Below are 19,960 nucleotides of genomic sequence, written 5' to 3'. Positions count from 1 at the left end.
CATGTTCGAGAAATTTCAGCGGGCGTTCTGGAAGGCCCTGACGCCGGATCTGGTGCTTGAAACGCCGCAGGCAGCTCCAGTGAGCGAAACACTGTTGGCCCCGGCAGTGCTGAATGCGCTGGGAGGCGCGGAGAATCTCAAGTCGCAGCAGCGGGTAGCACTGACCCGGGTGCGGGTGCAGTTGCAGGATGCGGGGCGGTTGGATGCGCAGGCGCTCAAGGCGGCAGGCGTGCCGGGCGTGATGGTGTTGGCGGGTGGGGTGGTGCACCTGCTTACCGGCCTGAACACCGCTCTATAAATCAAAGAAGATCAAATGTGGGAGCGGGCTTGCTCGCGAAGGCGGTGTGTCAGTCAATCCATGTGCTGGCTGAACCATCGCCTTCGCGAGCAAGCCCGCTCCCACATTGGTTTTGTGGTGTTTGGAGAATCGGGGGATTACAGCGGCGGGGTTTCTTCCGTCGGCTTGGTCTTGTCCACACCCGGCACATGCAGGTTGCCTTCGACCACCTGGTTGCCTTCCAGCTGCGGCTGCGTCACCCACGTCAGAATGTCGTAGTAACGCCGGATGTTCGCCACAAAATGCACGGGCTCACCGCCACGGGCATAGCCATAACGCGTCTTGCTGTACCACTGCTTCTGCGACAGGCGCGGCAGCATCTTCTTCACGTCCAGCCACTTGTTCGGGTTCAGGCCTTCTTTTTCGGCCAGCTTGCGCGCGTCGTCCAAATGCCCGGTGCCGACGTTGTACGCCGCCAGGGCAAACCAGGTGCGGTCCGGCTCGGCAATCTTGTCGTCCAGCTCATCCTTGATCTTGGCCAGGTACTTGGCGCCGCCCATGATGCTCTGCTTGGCGTCCAGGCGGTTGGACACGCCCATGGCCTGCGCCGTGTTCTGGGTCAGCATCATCAGGCCGCGCACGCCGGTCTTGGAGGTCACCGCCGGCTGCCAGAGTGATTCCTGATAGCCGATGGCCGCCAGCAGGCGCCAGTCGACCTTTTCTTCCTTGGCATAGGCCCGGAAGTGTTTCTCGTATTTGGGCAGGCGCTGCTGCAGATGCTGGGCGAAGGTGTAGGCGCCCATGTAGCCGAGTACATCGACGTGCCCGTAATAGCGATCTTTCAGGCGTTGCAGCGTGCCGTTCTTTTCCACCTTGTCGAGATAGTTGTTGACCTCGTTGAGCAGGCTGTTGTCTTCGCCGGCGGCGACCGCCCAGGCCTGATGGCTGGCGTCACCGAGGTCAAAGGCCACCCGCACGTTGGGGAAGTACACCTGGTTCATCGCCACTTCGTTGGAGTCCACCAGGGTCAGGTCGATCTGGCCCTCATCCACCATGCGCAGAAGGTCGACCACCTCAACGGCGTCGGACTCTTCGTAGTCAATCCCGGGAAACTGTTTTTTCAGCTGCGCCAGTTGCTCGGCGTGGGTGCTGCCCTTGAGCACCATGATCTTCTTGCCCACCAGGTCTGCCGCGGTGGTCGGCCGGGACTGGCCGTTGCGGTAGATGATCTGCGGGGTGACTTCCAGATAAGGGTGGGAGAAACGCACTTGCTGGCGACGCTGTTCACTGCTGACCAGGCCGGCGGCGGCCAGTACCGGGCCGTTGGGTTTGCCGATCTGTGAGAACAGGTCATCCAGGTTGTCGGCCGCCTCGATCTCGAGCTTTACCCCCAACTCGTCGGCAAAACGTTTCACCAGTTCGTATTCGAAGCCGGTTTCGCCGTTACGGTCCTGGAAATAAGTGGCCGGACTGTTTCGGGTGACCACCCGCAATACGCCATCCTCCTTGATTCGCTCGAGCGTGTTGGGTTTATCCACACACGCACTGAGCAGCAGGAAGAGTCCGGTAACGAAGAGCCATTTGGCGCATCGCGGGCGTAAAGCAGTAGGGGAGAACATCTGCGCAGTATACGCAAAGGACCCTCGGCGCCATATCTCGACAGCGGGGCACTTGTCTGCTAGCGCCCGTAAACCTTGGCTGCAGCCCGCAGAAACGGGGCTTGGCAGCCGATTGTGACGGTTAAAATAACTGCCCGGAATAGCCTATATGGCCATATGATATCGTGCGATTTATGCCAACTGACGTCCGGCTGCGGCCACTGGTGCCGTTTCGGGTGCCGTTGGCGACGGTTTACGCTAGAATGCACGGCCTCAAAGCACACCCCCCTTCCCGAGGCTGTCCCGAAGATGTTGATCCTGCGCGGCGCTCCTGCCCTTTCTGCCTTTCGCCACAGCAAACTCCTTGAGCAACTGAGCCAGAAGGTACCTTCTGTCAGTGGCTTGTATGCTGAATTTGCTCACTTCGCCGACGTTACTGGCGTTTTGACCGCCGACGAACAGCAAGTGCTGGCGCGCCTTCTGAAGTACGGTCCCAGCGTTCCTGTTCAAGAGCCTAACGGCCGCTTGTTCCTGGTCCTGCCACGGTTCGGCACCATCTCGCCCTGGTCGAGCAAGGCCAGCGACATCGCCCGCAACTGCGGCCTGGACAAAATCCAGCGCCTGGAACGCGGGATTGCCTTCTATGTAGCAGGCCAGTTCAGCGAGGCCGAGGCCGAGCTGATCGCCAGCAGCCTGCACGACCGCATGACCCAGATCATCGTGGGCCAGTTGGAACAGGCCGCCGGTCTGTTCAGCCACGCCGAGCCCAAGCCGCTGACCGCGATTGACGTGCTCGGTGGTGGCCGTGCCGCCTTGGAAACCGCCAACACCGAGCTGGGCCTGGCCCTGGCCGAAGACGAAATTGACTACCTGGTCAACGCCTTCATCGGCCTGAAGCGCAACCCCCACGACATCGAACTGATGATGTTCGCCCAGGCGAACTCCGAGCACTGCCGCCACAAGATCTTCAACGCCAGTTGGGACATCGACGGCCAGAGCCAGGAAAAAAGCCTGTTCGGCATGATCAAGAACACCTACGTGATGCACAGCGAAGGCGTTCTGTCGGCTTATAAGGACAATGCCTCGGTCATCGTCGGCTCTGTCGCCGGCCGTTTCTTCCCGGACCCTGAAACCCGCCAGTACGGCGCGGTGCAGGAGCCGGTGCATATCCTGATGAAAGTCGAGACCCACAACCACCCGACCGCGATTGCCCCGTTCCCGGGCGCAGCCACCGGTTCCGGCGGCGAGATTCGCGACGAAGGTGCAACCGGTCGTGGCGCCAAGCCAAAGGCCGGCCTCACCGGCTTCACCGTGTCCAACCTGCAGATCCCGGGCTTCGAACAGCCGTGGGAAGTGCCGTACGGCAAGCCTGAGCGCATCGTCACCGCGCTGGACATCATGATCGAAGGCCCGCTGGGCGGCGCCGCGTTCAACAACGAATTCGGGCGTCCGGCCCTGACCGGTTACTTCCGTACTTTCGAGCAGTCCATCACCACCCCCCGTGGCGATGAAGTGCGCGGTTACCACAAGCCGATCATGTTGGCCGGCGGCATGGGCAACATCCGCGCCGAACACGTACAGAAAGGCGAGATTCTGGTCGGCTCCAAGCTGATCGTCCTCGGTGGCCCGGCGATGCTGATCGGCCTGGGTGGCGGCGCCGCTTCCTCCATGGCCACCGGCACCAGCTCGGCCGACCTGGACTTCGCTTCCGTACAGCGTGAAAACCCTGAGATGGAACGCCGTTGCCAGGAAGTCATCGACCGTTGCTGGCAACTGGGTGACAAAAACCCCATCAGCTTCATCCACGACGTCGGCGCAGGTGGCTTGTCCAACGCCTTCCCGGAACTGGTCAACGATGGCGACCGTGGCGGCCGTTTCGAACTGCGCAACATTCCAAACGACGAGCCGGGCATGGCTCCGCACGAAATCTGGAGCAACGAATCCCAGGAACGCTACGTGTTGGCGGTAGGTCCTGCAGACTTCGAACGCTTCCAGGCGATTTGCGAGCGCGAGCGCTGCCCGTTTGCCGTGGTCGGCGAAGCCACTGCCGAGCCGCAACTGACGGTCACCGACAGCCACTTCGGCAACAGCCCGGTGGACATGCCGCTGGAAGTGCTGCTGGGCAAAGCCCCGCGCATGCACCGTTCGGCCGTGCGTGAAAACGAACTGGGCGACGATTTCGACCCGTCGACCCTGGCCATCGCCGACTGCGTGGAGCGCGTCCTGCACCACCCGGCCGTTGCCAGCAAAAGCTTCCTGATCACCATCGGCGACCGCACCATCACCGGTCTGGTTGCCCGTGATCAAATGGTCGGCCCGTGGCAGGTCCCGGTGGCTGACGTTGCCGTCACCGCTACCAGCTTCGACGTGTACACCGGTGAAGCCATGGCCATGGGCGAGCGGACTCCGCTGGCGCTGCTGGACGCCCCGGCGTCGGGCCGCATGGCCATCGGCGAAACCCTGACCAACATCGCGGCTTCGCGTATCGCCAAGATCTCCGACATCAAGCTGTCGGCCAACTGGATGTCCGCTGCCGGTCACCCGGGTGAAGATGCGCGCCTGTACGACACCGTGAAAGCGGTCGGCATGGAGCTGTGCCCTGAGCTGGGCATCACCATTCCGGTGGGCAAGGACTCCATGTCCATGGCCACCCGCTGGAACGATGAAGGCGTGGACAAGAGCGTCACTTCTCCGCTGTCGCTGATCGTTACCGGCTTTGCGCCAGTCACCGACATTCGCCAGACCCTGACCCCGCAACTGCGCATGGACAAGGGCACCACCGACCTGATCCTGATCGACCTCGGTCGCGGCCAGAACCGCATGGGCGCCTCGATCCTTGCCCAGGTGCACGGCAAGCTCGGCAAGCAGGCCCCGGACGTCGATGACGCCGAAGACCTGAAAGCTTTCTTCGCCGTGATCCAGGGCCTGAACGCCGACGGCCACCTGCTGGCTTACCACGACCGTTCCGACGGTGGTTTGCTGACCAGCGCGGTGGAAATGGCCTTCGCCGGTCACTGCGGCCTGAGCCTGAACCTCGATGGCCTGGCAGAAACTTCCGCCGACATCGCAGCAATCCTGTTCAACGAAGAGCTGGGCGCCGTGATCCAGGTTCGCCAGGACGCAACCCCGGACGTACTCGCACAGTTCAGCGCCGCTGGCCTGGGCGACTGCGTGGCCGTGATTGGCCAGCCGATCAACAACGGTGAAATCAACATCGTCTTCAACGGCGAAACCGTGTTTGAAGGCCAGCGCCGCCTGCTGCAACGCCAGTGGGCCGAGACCAGCTACCAGATCCAGCGCCTGCGCGACAACGCCGACTGCGCCGAGCAGGAATTCGACGTGATCCTGGAAGAAGACAACCCGGGCCTGAGCACCAAGCTCAGCTTCGACGTCAACCAGGACATCGCCGCGCCTTACATCAAGAAAGGCATCCGCCCACAAGTGGCCGTACTGCGTGAGCAGGGCGTCAACGGCCAGGTGGAAATGGCGGCGGCGTTCGACCGTGCCGGCTTCAATGCGATCGACGTGCACATGAGCGACATCCTCGCCGGTCGCGTCGACCTCAACGAGTTCAAAGGCCTGGTTGCCTGCGGTGGTTTCTCCTACGGCGACGTACTGGGTGCCGGTGAAGGCTGGGCCAAATCGGCCCTGTTCAACAGCCGTGCCCGCGACGCGTTCCAGGGTTTCTTCGAGCGTAACGACAGCTTCACCCTGGGTGTGTGCAACGGTTGCCAGATGATGTCCAACCTCAGCGAACTGATCCCGGGCAGCGAGTTCTGGCCGCACTTTGTGCGTAACCGCTCCGAGCAGTTCGAAGCCCGTGTTGCGATGGTCCAGGTACAGGAATCCAACTCGATCTTCCTGCAAGGCATGGCCGGTTCGCGCATGCCAATCGCCATCGCCCACGGTGAAGGCCATGCGGAATTCGCCAGCGAAGAAGCACTGCTGGAAGCCGACCTGTCCGGTACTGTGGCCCTGCGTTTTGTCGACAACCACGGCAAGGTCACCGAAGGCTACCCGGCCAACCCGAACGGCTCGCCGCGCGGGATCACCGGCCTGACCAGCCGCGACGGTCGCGTCACCATCATGATGCCGCACCCGGAGCGTGTGTTCCGTGCCGTGCAGAACTCGTGGCGCCCGGAAGAGTGGAACGAAGACGGCGCGTGGATGCGCATGTTCCGTAACGCTCGCGTCTGGGTGAACTAAGGCGGTGTACAAGCTCAGCTTCTTTGTGCCCGACAGCCACGTGGAGACGGTGAAAACCGCCGTCTTCGCAGCTGGCGGCGGGCGCATCGGCAACTACGACAGCTGCGCCTGGCAGGTCCTGGGCCAGGGCCAATTCCGCGCGATGGACGGCAGCCAGCCGTTTATCGGGCAGGTGGGGCAGGTTGAAGTGGTTGAAGAATGGAAGGTTGAGTTGGTGGTGGCGGATGAGTTGATCGTGGCTGTAGTGGCTGCGTTGAAACTGAGCCATCCGTACGAGACACCGGCGTATGAGGTGTGGCAGTTGGCGGATTTTTGATTCGCTGGTTGAAAAACAAGAAACCCGCTGGGCCAGTTTGGTCAGCGGGTTTTTTGTTGCCTGTCACGGCCATTCGCGAGCAAGCCCGCTCCCACATTTGACCGCGTTGCCATGACGGGCACCGATCAAAATGTGGGAGCGGGCTTGCTCGCGAAGAGGCCCTGATGCTCAGCAAAGATTCAGGCTTTTACCCCAACCTCACGGCCACTGACCAACCGCTCCAACGCCTCACCCAACCCCGAAGCCTTGTCACCAATCAGCAAGTGCCAAATCCCACTCTCAAGCTGGCTCACACCCTGGCAACCCAGCGCCGTCAGTTGAGATTCCGACAACACCGAACCATCCCCCAACTCCACCCGCAGCCGCGTCATCGCCACCGCATCCAGTTGCAAAACATTGGCCCGACCGCCCAGCGCACTCAGCCATTTCTCGGCCTCATGCACATTCACCGGTGTGCTCTTCTCAACAGGCGCTACCACCACCGCAGGCGCCGCAACATACGAAGGCATCGCCAACCGAATCTCATCGGCAATGCTGTCCGCCATCGGCCCGACCACTACCTGCAAACTCCCGCCATTGCCCGGCCGAACCACCGCCATGGCACCCAGTGCTTTCAGCTCGGCATCCACCGCCTTGTTGCGATCCACCATGTCCAGCCGCAGACGCGTCGTGCAAGCACCCACACTCAGCAGATTCTCTGCACCACCCAGCGCGCGAATGTAAGCGCCGGCCCGCTGGTTATCGGTCATGGCCTCAGCCTGCGCGACTTGAATATCCTCGCGCCCCGGCGTCTTCAAATTGAAGCGACGGATGCAGTAATTGAACACGCTGTAGTAGATCACCGCATACGCCAGCCCAACCGGGAATACCAACCAGCCGTTGGTGGATTTACCCCAACCCAGCACCATGTCGATAAACCCACCGGAGAAGGTAAAGCCCAGGTGAATGTTGAGCATGTTGGTGATCGCCATCGACAACCCGGTCAGCAGCGCATGCACCAGGTACAGGAACGGCGCGAGGAACATGAAGGCGAATTCGATCGGCTCGGTGACCCCGGTCAGGAACGAGGTCAGCGCCATCGACAGGAAAATCCCGCCCATGATCTTGCGCCGCTCCGGCAGTGCATTGCGGTACATCGCCAGGCACGCCGCCGGCAGTCCGAACAGCATTACCGGGAACATGCCGGTCATGAACTGCCCACCTTTCGGGTCGCCGGCAAAGTAGCGAGTCAGGTCGCCGGTCACTACCGCGCCGGTCGTCGGGTCGGTGAAGGTGCCGAACACAAACCACGCCATGTTGTTGAGGATATGGTGCAAGCCGGTGACGATCAGCAGGCGGTTGAACACGCCAAACACGAACGCGCCAAAGCTGCCGCTTTCCATCAGCAGCACGCCGAAGCTGTTGATGCCTTGCTGCACGGGTGGCCAGATCAAACCAAAGATCACCCCCAGCGCCACTGCGGAGAACCCGGTGACGATCGGCACAAACCGTCGCCCACCAAAGAATGCGAGGTACTCCGGCAGCTTGATGTCCTTGAAGCGGTTATACAGCGCACCGGCCATCAAGCCGCTGGCGATGCCCGCGAGCATGCCCATGTTGATGCTGGCGTCCATCACCTTGAGGGTGGAGACCATCACCAGGTAACCGATGGCGCCTGCCAGGCCCGCCGTGCCGTTGTTGTCGCGGGCAAAACCCACGGCAATGCCGATGGCGAAGATCAGCGCCAGGTTGGCGAAGATCGCCTGCCCGGCGTCGTGCATCACCGCGATGTTCAGCAGGTCAGTGTCGCCCAGTCGCAGCAGGAGGCCGGCGATCGGCAGAATCGCGATCGGCAGCATCAGCGCACGGCCCAGGCGTTGCAGCCCTTCGATAAAATATTGGTACACGGCGTGTCTCCCTATTCTTGTTGTTTTCAGCTCAGCGGCCAGTGGTGTTGACAGGCTTGGCGAACGGCTTTGGCGCTGCTCAGGTTAAGCAGGCTTTGGCTCAGTTGCCGGCATTGGGCTGCGTCCAGGTGACGGACACGGTCCTTGATTTCTCCGATCTGCGGCGGGCTGACGGACAGCTCGCTGATGCCCAGACCGATCAGCACCGGCGTGGCCAGCGGGTCGGACGCCAGCGCCCCGCACACACCGACCCAGCGCCCATGCTTGGCTGCGCCGATGCACGTCTGGGCGATCAGCCGCAACAGCGCCGGGTGCATGGCATCGACCCGGGCGGCGAGGCCGGCGTGGTCGCGGTCCATGGCGAGGGTGTACTGCGATAGGTCATTGGTGCCGATGGACAGAAAGTCCGCGTGCTCGGCCAGTTGTTCGGCCATCAGCGCCGCCGCGGGCACTTCGATCATCACCCCCAGTTCCGGGCGTTGGGTCAGTTCCAGCTCGGCGCACAGTTCATCGAGGCGCTGGCGAATGTGCAGCAGTTCGTCGACTTCGCTGACCATTGGCAGCAGGATGCGGCAACGTTCCAGCGGGCTGACCTGGAGAAGGGCACGCAGTTGCTGGTCCAGCAGTTCCGGGCGTACCTGGGCCATGCGAATGCCCCGCAGGCCCAGCACCGGGTTGGTCTCGAACGGCAGCGGCAGGTAGTCGAGTTGCTTGTCGCCGCCGACGTCGATGGTGCGGATGATCACTGATTTGTCGCCCATGGCATCCAGTACGGCTTGGTAGGCCTGGCGCTGCTCTTGCTCGTCGGGCGCGGTGCGGCGGTCGACGAAGAGAAATTCTGTGCGCAGCAGGCCGACGCCATCGGCGCCATTCTCGAAGGCCAGTTGGGCTTCGACGCTGGAGGCGACATTCGCGGCCACTTCAATACGCACGCCATCCTGAGTGCTGGCGGTGCCTTGAGCCTCCGCGTGCTGCTGTTGGCGCCGCAGTTTCTGTGCATCGCGCAACTGGTGAACCTGGGCGTGGCGCGCATCATCCGGCGTCAGCTCCAGGCGGCCGTTGGCGGCATCCAGCACCACGCGCTGGCCTTGGGGCACATCAAGCAATTCAGTGCCCAGTGCAACCACGCACGGCAAGCCTTTACCCCGCGCCAGAATCGCCACATGAGACGTCGCGCCGCCTTCGGCCATGCAGATACCGGCGGCGTGTTGATTGCTCAGTTGCAGCAGATCCGATGGGGTCAGCTCATGGGCCGAGACGATAGCGCCGGCCGGCAAATCAAAATTCCAGGCCTCGCCCAGCAACGCCCGCAGCACGCGTTGCTGCAAGTCGCGCAGGTCGTTGGCGCGTTCGGCGAACAACGGTTTACCCAGTGCCAGCAGCACCGCGCATTGGGCCTGGATCGCATCACGCCAGGCGTGAGTGGCGGCGCTGCCCTGTTCGATGGCGGCGGTGGCGGCCTCCAGCAACGTAGGGTCTTCCAGCAGGGCCAGGTGGGCGGCGAAGATCTCTTCTTCCTCCACATCCTTGCGCTGACGGGCCTGGTCCAGGGTGTGGCGGATTTCGCTACGCACCTGTTCCAGGGCGCTGTCCAGGTGCTGCAATTGTTCATCCGGCACGTTGTTGCCCGGGTCCACCGGCAGCTCGATTCCGTTCAGGCGGAACAACGGGCCGCAGACCAACCCCGGCGCGGCACACACGCCTTGCAGTACTCCGGCTTCGGTATTCGCGCGGCGTGGGGCGACGGCCACTGGAGCGTGATGCGCTTCGCCAGCTTCCACCGACAGCGCAGCGATCAGTGCTTGCAGCGCCGCTTCACAATCCTTGCCACGACAGGTGACCTGCACCTCGTCCTGCTCACCAATCCCCAGGCCCATCAAGCCGATCAGGCTGTCGCACGAAGCCGACTTGCCAGCGAAATGCAGCTGCGACTGGCTGCTGAATGCCTGTGCAGTCTTGCGGATCAAGGCAGCGGGGCGCGCATGCAGGCCGCCACGATGGGTGATGCGAATAGTCGCGCTGGCTTCGGTGACCGACTCATCAATCACTTTCGCTGCACCGGCCAACCGTGCAACCACATGCAGCAGCGGCTCGCCGACCTTCACTGTTTTCAAGGTGATCGGCCGTAGCTCAAACAGCTCGCTGTTCGTCAGGATGATCAGGCTGACCAGGCTTTTGCACTGGCGCGCAATCAGGTCCAGGTCAAACTGCACCAGTGCCTGGCCCTTGCTGACGCGCGCACCTTGCTTGACCCGCAGCGCAAAGCCTTCGCCATTCAATTCCACCGTGTCGATGCCCACGTGCATCAGCAATTCAGCGCCATTATCGGCGCGAATGGTCAGCGCATGCCCGGTGCGGGCGACGTGGATGATCACGCCATCACACGGCGCGTGCAGGCAATCGTTGAGCGGGTCGATGGCAATGCCGTCGCCCATGGCGCCACTGGCGAACACTTCGTCGGGAACGTCGCCCAGGGTCAGCACCGGCCCACTGAGGGGAGCGCTGAGGGTGAGGTCTTTATTATTGTGGGACATGGGCACGGTACTCATCAGGAAAACGCTGCAATCAACTCAGTGGGTGCGGGTCACTTTGCTCAAGTGACGCGGTTGGTCCGGGTCCATGCCCCGGGCCTCTGCCAAACCGGCGGCCATCACGTAGAAACTCTGGATCGCCAGGATCGGGTCCAGGGCCGGGTGTTCGGCGCGGCTCAGAGTCAGGTCGCGCTCGGCGATGTCATCGGGAGCGGCCAGCAGCACGCGGGCACCGCGCTGGCGCATATCTGCGGCCAGGCTCAGCAGGCCGGCTTGTTCGGCGCCGCGTGGGGCGAAGACCAGCAGCGGGTAGTTGTCATCGATCAGAGCCATCGGGCCATGGCGCACTTCGGCGCTGCTGAAGGCTTCGGCCTGGATCGCCGAGGTTTCCTTGAGCTTGAGCGCGGCTTCCTGGGCAATGGCAAAACCGGCGCCACGGCCGATCACCATCAGTTGCTGGCAGTCGCGCAGGGCGTCGATGGCCAGGCTCCAGTCTTGCCTGGCGGCTTCACGCAAACCTTCGGGCAGTGCCTTACAGGCTTGCAGCAACTCGTCTTCCTGATTCCAGTGGCCGATCAGCTGGGCGCTGGCGCTCAGGGTCGCGATAAAGCTTTTGGTGGCGGCGACGCTGCGTTCCGGCCCGGCGCACAGCGGCACATGGAATTCGCAGGCGGCTTCCAGTGGCGAGTCTTCGGCGTTGACCATCGAGATGCTCAAGGCGCCGCGCTTGCGCAACAGGCGCAGGCTGTTGACCAGGTCCGGGCTCTGTCCCGACTGGGAGAAACCGAACGCCACTTGCCCGCTGACCTTGAGCGGCGATTGCAGCATGGTCACCACCGACATCGGCAGCGACGCCACCGGAATCCCCAGATGTTGCATGGTCAGGTAGGCGAAGTAACTGGCGGCGTGGTCCGAGCTGCCACGGGCGATGGTCATCGCCACTTGCGGTGGCTGGCGACGCAGGCGGCCGGCGACTTCCACCAGCAGCGGGTCCAGGCGTTGCAGTTGAGCCTCGACGGCCTCACAGGAGGCCAGGGCCTCTTCAAGCATTTTTGAAGTCAATGGTTTCTCCTTCGACCATTACGTCGGTGAGGTGCAGGGAGCGGTCCAGGCGCACGCAGTCGGCAAAGCTGCCGGGTTGCAGGCGACCGCGTTCTTCGAGGCCCAGGTAGTCCGCAGGAAATTGCGACAGGCGTTGTGAGGCTTCGCTGATCGGCAGGCCGATCTTCACCAGGTTGCGCAACGCCTGGTCCATGGTCAGGGTGCTGCCGGCCAGCGTTCCATCGGCCAGGCGGACGCCGCCCAGGCACTTGGTCACGGTGTGGCTGCCCAGCTTGTATTCGCCGTCGGGCATGCCGGCGGCGGCGGTGGAATCGGTGACGCAGTACAGGCACGGGATCGAGCGCAGCGCCACGCGCATGGCACCGGGGTGCACGTGCAGCAGGTCGGGAATCAACTCGGCGTATTTGGCGTGGGCCAGGGCCGCGCCGACGATGCCGGGCTCGCGGTGATGCAGCGGGCTCATGGCGTTGTACAAGTGGGTAAAGCTGGTGGCCCCGGCGGCGAGGGCGGCGACACCTTCTTCATAGCTGCCCAGGGTGTGGCCGATCTGCATGCGCACGCCACGTTCGCTGAGGGCGCGGATCAGGCCGTCATGGCCGGCGATTTCCGGAGCAATGGTGATCACCCGGATCGGCGCCAGGCGCAGGTATTCTTCGACTTCGGCCATCAAGGCGGTGTGGGCGAAGTTCGGTTGTGCGCCGAGTTTTCCCGGATTGATGTAGGGGCCTTCCAGGTGCACGCCCAGGACACGAGCGGTGCCGGTCGGGCGGCTTTCGCAATAGGTGCCGATTTCGCCGAGCACGCGGGTGATTTCGTCCACCGGCGCGGTCATGGTGGTGGCCAGCAGCGAGGTGGTGCCAAACCGCACGTGGGTGCGGGTGATGGTGTGGAAGGCGTCGGTGCCTTCCATGATGTCTTTGCCGCCACCGCCGTGCACGTGCAGGTCGATAAAGCCTGGCAGCAGGTACGGCAGGTCGTTGTCAGCCGGGTTGCACGGGCTGCCTTCTACGGCAGTGACCTTGCCGTGCTGGTGCACCAGGCGGCCGCGAATCCAGCCGTGTGGCGTGAGGATATTGTCTTCGGACATGGGCAGTTCTCTAAATTCGCAGTTCAGCGGAATAGTCGTGGCGGCGCAGTTCTGCGACGAAGTCGTAGTAGTCGTTGCGGCAGTAGGTGTCGGTGATTTCAATCGGGGTGTTGTCGGCGGTGTAGCCCACCCGGGTCATCAGCAGCATGGCGGTGCCAGGGGCGATGCCCACCAGGGCTGCGAACTCGTCCGAGGCGTTGATCGCCTGGATGTGTTGCAGGGCGCGCACGATGGGTTTGCCGATGCTTTCCAGGTATTCGTACAGCGAATTGCCGATGGCCTGCGGGTGGGGGAGGACGGAGGCGGGCATGGCGGTCATTTCAATCGCCATCACCGTGTCGTCGGCCTTACGCAATCGCTTGAGCCGCGCGACTTTGTCGCTGGGTGACAGGCCCAGGCGAATCAATTCTTCATGGGTCGGCGGGGTGATGTCGCGCTCGAGCCATTGGGACGTCGGCACAAAGCCCTTGAGCCGGAGCATTTCGCTGAAGCCCGAGAGGCGCGACAGCGGTTGTTCCAGGCGTGGCGTGATGAAGGTTCCGGAGCCTTGGCTGCGACGGATCAGACCTTGTTCGAACAGCACTTCCAGCGCCTTGCGGGCGGTCACCCGGGAAATGCTCAGTTGCTCGCTGAGGGCACGTTCCGACGGCAAAGCCTGCTCGGATTTCCACTGGCCGGCATGAATCGCGGCTTCGAGGTTGCGGGCCAGTTGCAGGTACAGCGGCGTCGATTGTTTATCGTCGGGGCGCAGGGCCAGGATGGGGTTCATCGTGTCGGTTTCCGATGCGGTTATTGGAGTGTTGTCGCCCGGTAGTGATCGCAAGCTAATACCACTTAAATACCATGTCAATGCAGCGAAAACAGTGCAGGCGAGCGTTTGCGGGCGCCTTAATAGTGCGCCAGTTCAAGTGGTATTAGAGAGGTCTTTATTTCAGGCAGAAGCGCGCAGCTTGCCGAGGTGAACTGGTATTCATCGGCAGGCCACCCATGGGGCGGGAATTTTTTTTGAATTATTTTACGAGGGGCAGGAAATTACGGACGAATCTCGATCATCGTGCCGTCTTTCACCAGGTTCCAGACTTCGCGCATGTCGACATTGCGCATGCCGATGCAGCCGTCGGTCCAGTCCAGGGTGTGGAACAGCTCTTCGGGGTAGTCCTCGGCGTCGGGGGTGCCGTGGATCATGATCATGCTGCCGGGCTTGACCCCTTCGCGGCGGGCGCGCGCGGAATCGCTGATATTGGGGTAGGAGATGTGCATGGCCAGGTTGAAGCGGTCGCTGGTCTTGCGCCAGTCGATCCAGTAGAAACCTTCCGGGGTGCGGCGGTCGCCTTCCATCAGCTTGGTGCCCTTGGGGTTCTTGCCCAGGGAAATGCGGTAGGTCCTGAGGGGCTTGCCGTCATTGATCAGTTGCAACTGATGGGCAGACTTGAGCACCAGGATTTTCTCGACGGGTTTGCCCCCCAGGATCACTTGGGTGGAGGCTGGCGACAGCGTGGCAAACGACAGGCAGATCAGAGCAAGCAACCAACGCATTGAAACGGTATCCCCTGAAAAGACTACGTGCCGCCTGGATTGTTATTTGGCCAACTGGGTCAGCGGCGGCACCGATTCGCTGCGCACCGGATACGACTGTTGCCGACGGTCAGCAAAAAAGCATTCTAAGGTACGCCCGACCGTGCGGAAAGCCAGCTCGGACCAAGGGATGTCGGCTTCATCGAATAGGCGCACTTCAAGGCTTTCGGGGCCGGCGGCAAAATCCAGGTCGATCAGTTCGGCCCGGTAGAAGATGTGCACCTGGCTGATGTGCGGCACGTCGATCAGGGTGTAGATGCTCAGGTTGCGCACCCGGGCGCAGGCTTCTTCCAGGGTTTCGCGCATGGCGGCCTGTTCGACGGTCTCGCCGTTCTCCATGAAGCCGGCAGGCAAGGTCCAGAAACCCAGGCGCGGCTCGATGGCGCGGCGGCACAGCAGCACCTGCTCGCCCCACACCGGTACGGTGCCCGCGACGATATTGGGGTTCTGGTAGTGAATGGTCTGACAGTGATCACAGACATAACGCAAGCGTGCGTCGCCTTCGGGAATGCGCTGGGTGACCGGTTTACCGCACTGGCTGCAGAAGTTCATGCTGGGGTTCCTGGAGAGTGCGCCTATCTTGGCGTGACCGGGTATGGGCTGCAAGTTGTCGTTTAGCGACATGGCCAGGGTTTTGGGGTTGGGCGTGCGCACGGTTTGGTGCATGATGCAAGGTAGCCAACAGACCGAGATGACTCATGCTGGACGAGCTACTTCGCCGGGTAAGCAATCATACGCCACGCACGCTGGAGACCGACGGTCGTTTCCCGGAAGCGGCGGTACTGGTGCCGATCACCCGCAGTGACGAACCCGAGCTGATCCTGACCTTGCGCGCCAGCGGGTTATCCACCCATGGCGGCGAAGTGGCATTCCCTGGCGGGCGCCGCGACCCGGAAGACCCGGACCTGATCTTCACCGCGCTGCGCGAAGCCGAAGAAGAGATCGGCCTGCCGCCGGGCCTGGTGGAAGTCATCGGCCCGTTGAGCCCGCTGATTTCCCTGCACGGTATCCGTGTCACGCCTTATGTAGGCGTTATCCCCGATTACGTCGAATACCTGGCCAATGACGCCGAGATCGCCGCGGTTTTCAGCGTGCCCCTGGAGTTTTTTCGCCAGGACCCGCGCGAACATACCCACCGTATCGATTACCAGGGCCGCAGTTGGTATGTGCCCAGTTACCGGTTTGGCGAATACAAGATCTGGGGCCTGACGGCGATCATGATCGTCGAGCTGATCAATCTGCTCTATGACGATGCCGACATCAGCCTGCATCGACCGCCGAAAAGCTTCATCAATACCTAAGAGCCAGATGGCCATCGTTCCTGCCGTGAGGATCCACCTATGAAATACCGCCTGGGCGACGCCCGAGTCGAAACCCATCCCAACAGCTGGGTGGCCCCCAATGCCACGCTGGTGGGCAAGGTCAAGCTGGAGGAGGGCGCCAACGTCTGGTTCAACGCGGTGTTGCGCGGCGACAACGAGCTGATCCTGATCGGCAAGAACAGCAACGTGCAGGACGGCAGCGTGATGCACACCGACATGGGTTACCCGCTGACCCTTGGCACCGGCGTGACCATCGGCCATAACGCCATGTTGCATGGCTGCACCGTCGACGATTACAGCCTGATTGGCATCAATGCGGTGATTCTTAACGGGGCGAAGATCGGCAAGCACTGCATCATCGGCGCCAATTCGCTGATCGGCGAGGGCAAGGAAATTCCCGATGGTTCGTTGGTGATGGGCTCGCCGGGCAAGGTGGTGCGGGAACTGACCGACGTGCAGAAGAAAATGCTCGAGGCCAGCGCTGCGCACTATGTGCATAACTCCCAGCGGTATGCCCGTGATCTGGTTGAGCAGGAAGAATGATCCCGGTAGAACGACCCGTCGCCTCGCCGTGCGTGAGCATTTGTGCGCTGGATGACGATGATATCTGCACGGGATGCCAGCGCACGGTGGAAGAGATTACCCGCTGGAGTCGCATGGACAATACCGAGCGCCGGGTAGTGCTGGGGTTGTGCCATGAGCGGGCGAAGGCGAGTGGGCTGGTGTGGATGATTCCGGGGAAGTCCGGCGCCTGATAGACCGCTTTCGCGAGCAAGCCCGCTCCCACATTTGATTGCGTTTATCTTGGAGGAATGCGTTCAAAATGTGGGAGCGGGCTTGCTCGCGAAAGGGCCCGCCCAGACGACATATTTCCAAATGTGAAGTACCCTGTGCCCCTTGTTCACAGGTCCCTCGCCCCATGTTCTTCCTGATTGCCTACATCAGCAGCGTCGTGCTGATCAACTTCGCCTTTTCTACCGCTCCGCACCTGGATGTGATCTGGTCTGCCTGGGGCGGCCTGGTATTTGTCCTGCGGGACATGGTGCAAACCCGTTTCGGCCATGGCGCGATCATCGCCATGCTGGCGGCGCTGGTGCTGTCCTATATCACCTCCGATCCGTCCATCGCCCTGGCCAGCGCCACGGCGTTCGCGGTGTCCGAATGCATTGACTGGCTGGTGTTCAGCATCACCAAGCGCCCACTCCACGACCGCCTGTGGATAAGTTCGGCGCTGAGTATCCCCCTCGATACCTTCATCTTTTTCGGCCTGATCGGCGCCTTGACGCCCGCGGTCGCCGGCACTGCCCTGGTGTCGAAATTCGCCGGCGTTACCGTGGTGTGGCTGGCCATGGCCTGGCGTTTGCGCCGGCAGCGCGTCGCCAACTGAAGCCAATCTTTACAGTTCATGTAAAATGCCGGCCTTTCTCCCCACGATCCGCTCCCCTGAGGACCTGAGATGACCCGAATCGGAACTCCATTGTCGCCAACCGCGACCCGCGTAATGCTGTGTGGCTGCGGTGAGCTGGGCAAGGAAGTGGTAATCGAACTGCAACGCCTGGGCGTTGAAGTGATTGCCGTGGATCGCTACGCCAACGCGCCGGCCATGCAGGTTGCCCACCGCAGCCACGTGATCAACATGCTCGACGGTGCCGCGCTGCGTGCCGTGATCGAAGCCGAAAAGCCGCACTTCATCGTGCCGGAAATCGAAGCGATCGCCACCGCCACCCTCGTTGAGCTGGAAGCCGAAGGCTTCACCGTGATCCCGACCGCCCGCGCGACGTTGCTGACCATGAACCGCGAAGGCATCCGTCGCCTGGCCGCCGAAGAGCTGGACCTGCCGACCTCGCCGTACCACTTCGCCGACACCTTCGAGGACTACAGCAAGGCCGTCACCGACCTGGGCTTCCCGTGTGTGGTCAAGCCGGTGATGAGTTCGTCGGGCAAGGGCCAGAGCCTGCTGCGCAGCGCCGATGACGTGCAAAAGGCCTGGGATTACGCCCAGGAAGGCGGGCGTGCCGGCAAGGGCCGCGTGATCATCGAAGGCTTTATCGACTTCGACTACGAAATCACCCTGCTGACCGTGCGCCACATTGGCGGCACTACCTTCTGTGCGCCTGTCGGTCACCGTCAGGAGAAGGGCGACTATCAGGAATCCTGGCAGCCACAGGCCATGAGCCCGATTGCACTGGCGGAATCCGAGCGCGTTGCCAAGGCGGTAACCGAAGCGTTGGGTGGTCGTGGTCTGTTTGGCGTCGAGCTGTTTATCAAAGGCGATCAGGTGTGGTTCAGCGAAGTGTCGCCGCGCCCCCATGACACTGGCCTGGTGACCCTGATTTCCCAGGACTTGTCGCAGTTCGCCCTGCATGCGCGGGCAATTCTCGGCCTGCCGATCCCGTTGATCCGTCAGTTCGGGCCTTCGGCTTCGGCGGTGATCCTGGTGGAAGGCAAGTCGACCCAGACGGCGTTTTCCAACCTGGGTGCAGCCTTGAGCGAGCCGGATACGGCGTTGCGTCTGTTCGGCAAGCCGGAAGTGAATGGCCAGCGCCGTATGGGCGTGGCGCTGGCGCGGGATGAGTCGATTGAGGCAGCGCGGGCTAAAGCCACTCGTGCTTCGAAGGCTGTTGTTGTAGAGCTGTAACCGAGTCGCGCCCATCGCGAGCAAGCCCGCTCCCACATTTGAATGTATTCGCAAATCAAAATGTGGGAGGGGGCTTGCTCCCGAAGACGGTTTATCAGGCGACCTTGTTCAAATCGTTATGGCGCGTCTCTTTCAGGCACAACACAGCAATCAAGCTGATCACCGCTGCCGCCGACACATACCCGCCGACATAACTCAAACCGCCCATCGCCACCAGCTTGGTCGCGAAGAACGGTGCCGCCGACGCACCCACGATCCCACCCAGGTTATACGCCGCCGAAGCACCGGTATAACGCACGCGGGTCGGGAACAGTTCCGGCAACATCGCGCCCATCGGGGCAAACGTCACGCCCATCAGGAACAGCTCCAGCGCCAGGAACAGTGCCACGGCCCAGGTTGAACCGTGGGTCAGCAACGGCTCCATGGTGAAGCCGGAAAGGATGGTCAGGATCGCACCGACAATCAGCACCGGCTTACGCCCGTAACGGTCGCTGGCCCACGCCGCCAGCGGCGTCGCCGCGCCCATGAACAGCACCGCGAAGCACAACAGCCCGAGGAAGGTTTCACGGCTGTAACCCAGCGTAGACACGCCGTAGCTCAGGGAAAACGCGGTGGTGATATAGAACAGCGCATAACACACCACCATCGAGGCTGCACCCAGCAGGACCGGCAGCCAATGCTGGCTGAACAGTTCCACCAGCGGCACCTTCACCGGCGCTTCCTTGGCCACGGCGTTCGCGAATACTGGAGTTTCGTGCAGTTTGAGCCGCGCGTACAGGCCCACCATCACCAGCGCCGCGCTGAGAATGAACGGAATGCGCCAGCCCCAGCTGCGGAACTGCTCGTCGCTCAGGCTCATGGCCAGGATCAGGAACAGCCCGTTGGCCGCCAGAAAACCAATCGACGGGCCCAACTGCGGGAACATGCCGAACCAGGCGCGTTTGCCCTTCGGGGCGTTCTCGGTGGCCAGCAACGCCGCGCCGCCCCATTCGCCGCCAAGCCCGAGGCCCTGGCCGAAGCGCAGTACGCAGAGCAGGATCGGTGCCCAGGCCCCGATGCTGTCATAACCGGGCAGCAAGCCGATCAGCGTGGTGCACACGCCCATCAGCAGCAGGGAAGCCACCAGTGTCGACTTGCGGCCAATCCGGTCACCAAAGTGGCCGAACAGCGCCGAGCCCAGTGGCCGCGCGATAAACGCGATACCGAAGGTCAGGAACGAGGCGAGCATCTGCGCCGTGCCGGAGGTTTGCGGGAAGAACACCGGGCCGATCACCAGCGCGGCGGCAGTTGCGTAGATATAGAAGTCGTAGAACTCGATGGCGGTGCCGATGATGCTCGCGGTGGCGACCCGGGCCGTCGAGTTGGTCGGGGCGGCGGTCGCCGTCTCGTTATAGGTGGTGCTCATTGAGGTATCCCTGACGGTCATTGCGCGTTTGGACGCGGATTATTATTGGTCGAACAC

At 62.3% G+C, this 19,960-nt stretch carries 17 protein-coding genes; 8 read left to right on the top strand and 9 right to left on the bottom strand.

Going from position 1 to position 19,960, the window contains the following annotated elements; genetic code table 11:
• The first annotated feature begins 1 nt into the window (after nucleotide 1).
• Nucleotides 2-298, top strand: coding sequence for a PTS transporter subunit EIIB (locus HX814_RS21455; RefSeq protein WP_003209625.1), 297 nt, complete (start codon nucleotides 2-4; stop codon nucleotides 296-298).
• Nucleotides 299-435: 137 nt separating this feature from the next.
• Here the strand turns inward: HX814_RS21455 and mltF are convergent, their stop codons facing one another.
• Nucleotides 436-1,896 carry a membrane-bound lytic murein transglycosylase MltF gene (gene mltF, locus HX814_RS21450; protein WP_177008154.1) on the bottom strand — a complete coding sequence of 487 codons (1,461 nt, stop codon included), beginning with the start codon at nucleotides 1,894-1,896 and terminating at the stop codon, nucleotides 436-438.
• A 288-nt stretch (nucleotides 1,897-2,184) separates the two neighbouring features.
• Between mltF and purL the strand changes: the two genes are divergently transcribed.
• Together purL and HX814_RS21440 are read left to right on the top strand one after the other, a co-directional pair.
• Nucleotides 2,185-6,081, top strand: coding sequence for a phosphoribosylformylglycinamidine synthase (purL, locus tag HX814_RS21445; protein ID WP_177008153.1), 3,897 nt, complete (start codon nucleotides 2,185-2,187; stop codon nucleotides 6,079-6,081).
• Nucleotides 6,082-6,085: 4 nt separating this feature from the next.
• Nucleotides 6,086-6,397 (top strand): NGG1p interacting factor NIF3, encoded by a 312-nt coding sequence (locus HX814_RS21440; RefSeq protein ID WP_087695123.1) that lies wholly within the window; start codon nucleotides 6,086-6,088, stop codon nucleotides 6,395-6,397.
• A gap of 179 nt (nucleotides 6,398-6,576) precedes the next feature.
• Here the strand turns inward: HX814_RS21440 and nagE are convergent, their stop codons facing one another.
• The 7 genes from nagE to HX814_RS21405 form a co-directional block, all read right to left on the bottom strand.
• Nucleotides 6,577-8,235, bottom strand: coding sequence for an N-acetylglucosamine-specific PTS transporter subunit IIBC (gene nagE, locus HX814_RS21435; RefSeq protein WP_218175043.1), 1,659 nt, complete (start codon nucleotides 8,233-8,235; stop codon nucleotides 6,577-6,579).
• A 74-nt stretch (nucleotides 8,236-8,309) separates the two neighbouring features.
• Entirely contained in the window at nucleotides 8,310-10,817 is a 2,508-nt protein-coding gene (ptsP, locus tag HX814_RS21430; RefSeq protein ID WP_177008151.1) for a phosphoenolpyruvate--protein phosphotransferase, read from the bottom strand.
• A 36-nt stretch (nucleotides 10,818-10,853) separates the two neighbouring features.
• Nucleotides 10,854-11,876 (bottom strand): SIS domain-containing protein, encoded by a 1,023-nt coding sequence (locus tag HX814_RS21425; RefSeq protein WP_023659131.1) that lies wholly within the window; start codon nucleotides 11,874-11,876, stop codon nucleotides 10,854-10,856.
• Entirely contained in the window at nucleotides 11,857-12,963 is a 1,107-nt protein-coding gene (gene nagA / locus HX814_RS21420) for an N-acetylglucosamine-6-phosphate deacetylase (RefSeq protein WP_177008150.1), read from the bottom strand. Before nagA ends, HX814_RS21425 begins: the two co-directional genes overlap by 20 nt.
• Before the next feature lie 10 nt (nucleotides 12,964-12,973).
• A complete protein-coding gene (locus tag HX814_RS21415) occupies nucleotides 12,974-13,732 on the bottom strand; it encodes a GntR family transcriptional regulator (protein WP_003209609.1) in 759 nt (252 codons plus the stop codon).
• Nucleotides 13,733-13,995: 263 nt separating this feature from the next.
• Complete coding sequence (locus HX814_RS21410) at nucleotides 13,996-14,499, bottom strand: murein L,D-transpeptidase family protein (protein ID WP_003209608.1); 504 nt, start codon at nucleotides 14,497-14,499, stop codon at nucleotides 13,996-13,998.
• A 42-nt stretch (nucleotides 14,500-14,541) separates the two neighbouring features.
• The gene (locus HX814_RS21405) at nucleotides 14,542-15,090 is read right to left on the bottom strand and encodes an NUDIX hydrolase (protein ID WP_177008149.1); all 549 of its coding nucleotides are present in this window, start codon (nucleotides 15,088-15,090) and stop codon (nucleotides 14,542-14,544) included.
• Nucleotides 15,091-15,236: 146 nt separating this feature from the next.
• Between HX814_RS21405 and HX814_RS21400 the strand changes: the two genes are divergently transcribed.
• From HX814_RS21400 to purT, 5 genes are all read left to right on the top strand, one after another.
• Entirely contained in the window at nucleotides 15,237-15,839 is a 603-nt protein-coding gene (locus HX814_RS21400; protein WP_076017515.1) for a CoA pyrophosphatase, read from the top strand.
• A gap of 39 nt (nucleotides 15,840-15,878) precedes the next feature.
• Nucleotides 15,879-16,403, top strand: coding sequence for a gamma carbonic anhydrase family protein (locus tag HX814_RS21395; RefSeq protein ID WP_003209603.1), 525 nt, complete (start codon nucleotides 15,879-15,881; stop codon nucleotides 16,401-16,403).
• Nucleotides 16,400-16,615: a DUF1289 domain-containing protein gene (locus HX814_RS21390; RefSeq protein ID WP_177008148.1), complete on the top strand. Its 216-nt coding sequence runs from the start codon at nucleotides 16,400-16,402 to the stop codon at nucleotides 16,613-16,615. Before HX814_RS21395 ends, HX814_RS21390 begins: the two co-directional genes overlap by 4 nt.
• Nucleotides 16,616-16,779: 164 nt before the next feature.
• A complete protein-coding gene (locus HX814_RS21385) occupies nucleotides 16,780-17,247 on the top strand; it encodes a hypothetical protein (RefSeq protein WP_003209599.1) in 468 nt (155 codons plus the stop codon).
• Between the two features lie 69 nt (nucleotides 17,248-17,316).
• Complete coding sequence (gene purT, locus HX814_RS21380; RefSeq protein WP_023659130.1) at nucleotides 17,317-18,498, top strand: formate-dependent phosphoribosylglycinamide formyltransferase; 1,182 nt, start codon at nucleotides 17,317-17,319, stop codon at nucleotides 18,496-18,498.
• A gap of 94 nt (nucleotides 18,499-18,592) precedes the next feature.
• On the opposite strand, the gene HX814_RS21375 is transcribed toward purT, so the two are convergent.
• On the bottom strand, nucleotides 18,593-19,903 hold the full coding sequence (locus tag HX814_RS21375) for an MFS transporter (protein ID WP_177008147.1): 1,311 nt from the start codon (nucleotides 19,901-19,903) through the stop codon (nucleotides 18,593-18,595).
• Between the last annotated feature and the right edge of the window lie 57 nt (nucleotides 19,904-19,960).

This window comes from Pseudomonas sp. C8002, assembly GCF_013385765.1.
Classification (GTDB): Bacteria; Pseudomonadota; Gammaproteobacteria; order Pseudomonadales; family Pseudomonadaceae; genus Aquipseudomonas.
Note: the sequence above shows the minus strand (reverse complement) of the source record. Positions and strands in the feature narration are given on the sequence as shown.